Source organism: Pseudomonas sp. AOB-7 (assembly GCF_003696305.1).
In the GTDB taxonomy this organism is placed as follows: Bacteria; Pseudomonadota; Gammaproteobacteria; order Pseudomonadales; family Pseudomonadaceae; genus Aquipseudomonas.
Genome location: NZ_RFFK01000031.1, coordinates 1 through 4,991 on the forward strand (window position 1 = coordinate 1; position 4,991 = coordinate 4,991).

General features: G+C 58.2%; 6 protein-coding genes and 1 pseudogene. 6 read left to right on the forward strand and 1 reads right to left on the reverse strand.

Features of this window, described 5'->3' with window-relative positions:
• Positions 1-233, forward strand: a 233-nt coding sequence (locus EA796_RS22745) for a JAB domain-containing protein (RefSeq protein ID WP_305956006.1), incomplete at its 5' end; no start/stop codon positions are given.
• 35 nt (positions 234-268) lie between these two features.
• On the opposite strand, the gene EA796_RS22750 is transcribed toward EA796_RS22745, so the two are convergent.
• Entirely contained in the window at positions 269-1,081 is an 813-nt protein-coding gene (locus EA796_RS22750; protein ID WP_122110267.1) for an NYN domain-containing protein, read from the reverse strand.
• Between the two features lie 564 nt (positions 1,082-1,645).
• Between EA796_RS22750 and EA796_RS22755 the strand changes: the two genes are divergently transcribed.
• From EA796_RS22755 to EA796_RS23530, 5 genes and pseudogenes are all read left to right on the forward strand, one after another.
• Positions 1,646-2,164, forward strand: coding sequence for a PAAR domain-containing protein (locus EA796_RS22755; RefSeq protein WP_122110268.1), 519 nt, complete (start codon positions 1,646-1,648; stop codon positions 2,162-2,164).
• Positions 2,161-2,868: a VRR-NUC domain-containing protein gene (locus EA796_RS22760; protein WP_122110269.1), complete on the forward strand. Its 708-nt coding sequence runs from the start codon at positions 2,161-2,163 to the stop codon at positions 2,866-2,868. Before EA796_RS22755 ends, EA796_RS22760 begins: the two co-directional genes overlap by 4 nt.
• Before the next feature lie 15 nt (positions 2,869-2,883).
• A complete protein-coding gene (locus tag EA796_RS22765) occupies positions 2,884-3,972 on the forward strand; it encodes a DUF3396 domain-containing protein (protein ID WP_122110270.1) in 1,089 nt (362 codons plus the stop codon).
• 27 nt (positions 3,973-3,999) lie between these two features.
• On the forward strand, positions 4,000-4,722 hold the full coding sequence (locus EA796_RS22770; protein ID WP_122110271.1) for an Imm52 family immunity protein: 723 nt from the start codon (positions 4,000-4,002) through the stop codon (positions 4,720-4,722).
• Between the two features lie 180 nt (positions 4,723-4,902).
• A pseudogene (locus EA796_RS23530) lies at positions 4,903-4,991 on the forward strand (DNA repair protein RadC); the annotation flags it as partial.

The following is a 4,991-nucleotide window of genomic DNA, read 5'->3' on the forward strand; positions in this document are numbered from 1 at the left end:
ACAGTGCCTCTGTGTACCCGCGCGAGGTGGTTAAGGAAGCACTGCGCCTGAATGCGGCTGCTGTGATCTTCGCGCACAACCATCCAAGCGGAAATCCAGAGCCAAGCCAGGCTGACAAGACGCTCACACAGCGCTTGAAGGAAGCCTTGGCGCTGGTGGATGTCCGCTCGCTGGATCACGTCATCGTGGCAGGCCAACGCACTGTATCTTTCGCTGAGCTTGGGTTGCTATGAATCAAGGGGGCTGAGCCCCCTTTTTGCTGCGCCCTTTAGGCATGCGCTGCGTGTTCAGCCGGTTCCTCTTCCTTGGCTGCCAGCCCCACAGTCCAGTGTCCGCCGTTCTCTTCGATCAGGTGCAGCAGGTCGTAGGTTCTGATCATGTCGAGCAGCCCAGAATGGCCGTAGGCGTTTGGCGAGAACGCCGGATCGGTACGCTTGAGGTACTGCCCAAGGGCGCTCAGGGTGACCTTGCCTTCACTGGTTCCACCTGCAAGCAGAGATACAGCATCCACCACGAATCGGGGCCGCCGTTTAACGACTGGCTTGCTGGGTTCAGGCTTGGCGGTTTCCTGCTTGGCGCTTGATTCAGCCTTGGCTGCGGGGTTGTCAGCCTGCTCTGCAACAGGTTCCTGGAAGTGCTCTTCGCGGCGCCACTCAAAGAACTGGTCGCTGGCGTTGCGCAGTGCGTCGGGAGTCTTGGGTTCACCGACGATGCAGACGGTAGCGCCGCGCTCTCTGAGCTTGCGGCACAGGTAAGCGAAATCGGAGTCGCTGGTCACCAGGCAGAACGTATCCGCACGGTGATCGAAGAGCGCTTCCATTGCATCCAGAGCCAAGGCGATATCGGAGGTATTCTTACCGGCTGCATACTGGTATTGAAGGCATGGCGTGAAGGCCAGACGGACGAGCGCCTCCTGCCATTTGTTGGCCAAGGTGCCGTGATTGCCATACCCCCTTCTCAGGACGACACGTCCGAACTGGGCCACAACGCGCAATGCGTGTTCCAGAATCTCGGGCGATACGTTGTCGCAATCCACCAGAACAGCTACACGCGTTTCTCCAGCCGGAGTGAAAGCTCCCATCCCTGCTCCTATCGAATAATCCCAGTTGCCTAGGAGGGTTTTGTTCAAACCAGTCCCACAAGCCAACGATGCACAGGGCGAGGTGGGCAAGTCAACGCAGCGTAATCATCGGCGCCAGCTGCACCGAAACGACCAACCTAAGCGGCAACATTGTCTGCCGCGGCAGACCTCTCGCCGATCACTACGAATCCACACCTCCACAGAGCAAACCTTCATCAGCAGCGCTTTAAGCCTTGGCGATTCACATCCGCCCTTTCCATCTCTTGATACTCGAGTCTCGACCAGCTTTCCCAGCCCAGCGCTGCTGGATCACATGGGGAGCGACAGCATGATCGTCCATCGCTCCCTTCGACTCGCACACGCAATATTTTCTTACAGTCGCAGCAAGCCCACACATCCCGGGGCTTCGGGACCATTCGCGCAAAATTCTGCGCAATTTCATCCTGCTAAGGTCGCGTGCGAAATCTGGCTGGAGCGAGTCGTGTCCGGGCCTCTCGATGGTCCCGGCCGCCCCTCTGGCCATCTTCTTCGAAGCGACATCGCGCTCATGCAAGGATCTGCAGAATGAGTGGAAAACCAGCAGCTCGTGTTACCGACCCTACGGCCTGCCCGCTGCCAGGCCATGGCACCAATCCCATCGCTGCCGGCTCGCCCAACGTCCTGTTCGACGGGCTGCCAGCAGCCAGGCAGACTGACGTTTCTGCCTGTGGAAGCCCAATCGCTTCAGCGGTGGCCTCCACCGTGTTCATCAACGGCTTGCCGGCGGCCACACTGGGGAGTGTCGGCGCGCACGGCAATGTGATCGTCGGGGGCTCAGCAACTGTGCTGATCGGCGATGCCTCGGTCGTGGCTGCCTTCACGCCTCCTGCTGCCCTAAGCAACTCCACTGCCCCCTTCTCCGGACGCTTCCAATTGATCGACCAGGAGACCGGCAAACCTGTTGCCGGTCGTAGGGTGAAAGTCTGGTCGAGCGGCGGGTGGAGTGCCATCGACACGACAGATGCAGAAGGCATGACCTCCTGGGTCAATCACGACGCCTCTGAAACCCTGCATATCGATCTGGTTCAGGGGGATGGGCAATGAGCGATCAGCCAAGCCTTTCCCAAGGTGGTATGAGCCCGACTGGCAAGGTCAATCCAGTAGGTGTGCTGGAGCCTAAGCTCGATCCGCAGGACAAGAAGGTTTTGTGCTCAGCGATCTGCTACTGCAGCAGCACGCCTAACATCAGCCAGGATGGCAAGAACCTCAAACAGTCCTGTGTTGCCCAACGACTCGGCGAGCTGAATGAGGTGCTTCAAGGGCATAGTTCTTATCGGCCCGAAGTCAGCTACGACATGACCAAGAACCCGCCGCAGCCCATTCTCGACAGCCAGTCGGGCAGCAGCGCTCACGGCTGGATACCGGGGTGGATCAGCAAGTACTGGAATGATGACCCGGAGCATCCGCCCTTCAAACCGGGCAAGGGGATGATTCGCCGTCCTGACGTGGTGATCGTCATGGATCCCAACAAGCCGCCGACGCAGGACAATATCAAGCAGGTGGTGGAGATGAAGTTCCCACCGGATCAGAAGAATCGCGAGCAAACTGAAGCATACGCAGCTATCGCTGGGGATGAGCGAAAAGTGGTTGAAATGAAATCAACCGAGTGCGACTGCAGCCAGGAAAACCAGCAGTCCGAGGTACCTGTCGAACAACTGGGCTGGGCCGCTGCGGCGGCAAGCGCTCTGATGTATATCCTGACCCGTGGCCGCTCGCCACGCCCGCCGCTTCCAGCACCTGCTTACTGATTTCGAGGAACACCCATGGCACAACCATTCGACCTGGCCGAGGAACTGGCCAAGCAGCCTCACCTACTGGAAATGCCCGGTAACCTGCTGATGAAAGGCGGCCCAGAGGACTACATTGGGGCAGTACTTTGCGTGCGCGGCACGCTCTACTTCAGAGAGGCACACACGCCCTTGGTACGTGAAGCGCTTTGCCAATGCTTCGACGAGTTCAAGAAGGTGGCAGAACCGCATCTGACTTGGTTGTGGCGGGAAGAGCCCCCCAAGGGTAAGCCGCTTATCGCCTACAAGGACGCAAAGCCGCTGCGGGAAATGATGCAGGAGATGGATGAGGATGATCACCTCAGCTTCTCCTACACCAATGGAAAAAACGCCCATGATGCCGGCACTTGGCTCTTCGATATCTACGGCAAGCGTGGGTGGCAAGCCAAGATGGGGGACGGCCTAAGCGTTCTGGAGTTCTCGGCTCCACTGCTTTACCAGGAACAGAACCCCCTGTTTTTTCAGCAGCTATTCCAGAGCTTCGCCCGTCGGCTGGATCCCGAGCAGGGTTACGCCGGCCTGGCCTTCAACCTGTCACCGACTCGGCGCGATGACAACGAACCCACCGAAGCCTTTATGGCTCAACGCATGCCCGGCCTGGATGTAGGTACCGCAGCGCTGCTCGCTAATCGCCCGGCGTTCAAGCACGCCAAGATCAAGAGCATCAACTGGCTGACCTTGCTCGACCAGATGCGTTTGGATCAGGTGGGTGGCCTGGACGCGCTACGCAGTCAATTGCCGTCGAGTCATTTCGTTTTCTACGGGTGCAGCAACGGCGTAGTCATTCAAGCAGGCGCTCACCCCTACCTTGGCGGAGATGCTGACGACCCGAGACCTGCTCCCTATGTGCTGCTGAACCATGCACTCAAGGGCATCCGCTACGAAACCGTAGGCTCCTTGCATGGTGGCTCACATGACGGGGAGTTACGGTTGGTGGGCTGGTCGGCTGATCAGTGGCTCAAGCGCCTTGACGTGGATGATGGCGACCTACCCAGCTGGCACGACAAACTGCTCAATAGTGAGCCCTATCTGGATGCCACCAATACCCTGCCAGAGCGCTTGTAGAACCATCTGATTGCCTGAGGAGCCAGCATGGCAAATTCTTTCCGGTCCTTTGTATTCAAGATGCGCTTCAAGAAGCACGCGATCGCCGCGGTGCCCCATGAAGAGCAGTTGGAGCGGATACGCCACTATCTGAGTGCGTTGGGCCAATTACATCCGCTTCTTAGCAAATGGTATTTGCAAGGCGCCTCAGTTCAGGACGCGTTGAGCAACGAGATACTGAGCAAGCCTCTCACGTTGGCCAACGCGGCAGCCGCAAGCTTTGACGTCGAGTATCCAACATGGCTGTCGGTATCCGTCTGGAATGGACAGGAAGATCCGCAGCAAGGAGGCCTGGCCTTCAGTTACGACGCACATGACATGGAGTCCATATCCAGCATGGATTTCGAAGATGCTGGAGCTCTGGTTTCAGCCCTTGAAAACCCACGTCCGGTGTTGGTGGAAATGCTGCGCCTAGCGGTATCCATCTGGCCCGAAATCGATTGGGGTGTGGTCGCTCCCGGCAGGTACTACCTGGATGGCCAAACCTTCTCCGACCGACAAACCATCGGCTGGATCGGTTTTTGCCCACACTCGCTAAACCCCAGCGATTTTCCGGATGCGGATGAGCTGATCGACATACCGGAACGCGGCACGGTACTGGTGAGTTGCGCCCAGGTCATGGATGAACGGAATCGAGAGCACTTCCGCATCGTCGGCACGCTGGACACTAAGCTCGTCGAGCTGGGCTATCTACCCTTGTTTAACAACTGACGTCGACCAAAATTCTGAACCAGACCAACAGCAGCTTAGGCATTCAAATTGGGGGGCACCGCGAGGGGTGTCCCCTTTTCTCGCCCTGCGCCGCGCCGTTCTGGGCCGGTTCCAGGCAATTCCACCCGACCAACTGAGCACAATCAGGGCGCAGCTTTCTCTCCCTTTCAGGCTTCCCTGATGGCTGGCGATGAATAAGGTCGCTATCTACCTGCCACTGCAGAACAGATTCTGGATGCCGCTCGCAAGGTGATCGATCAGAAGGTTCA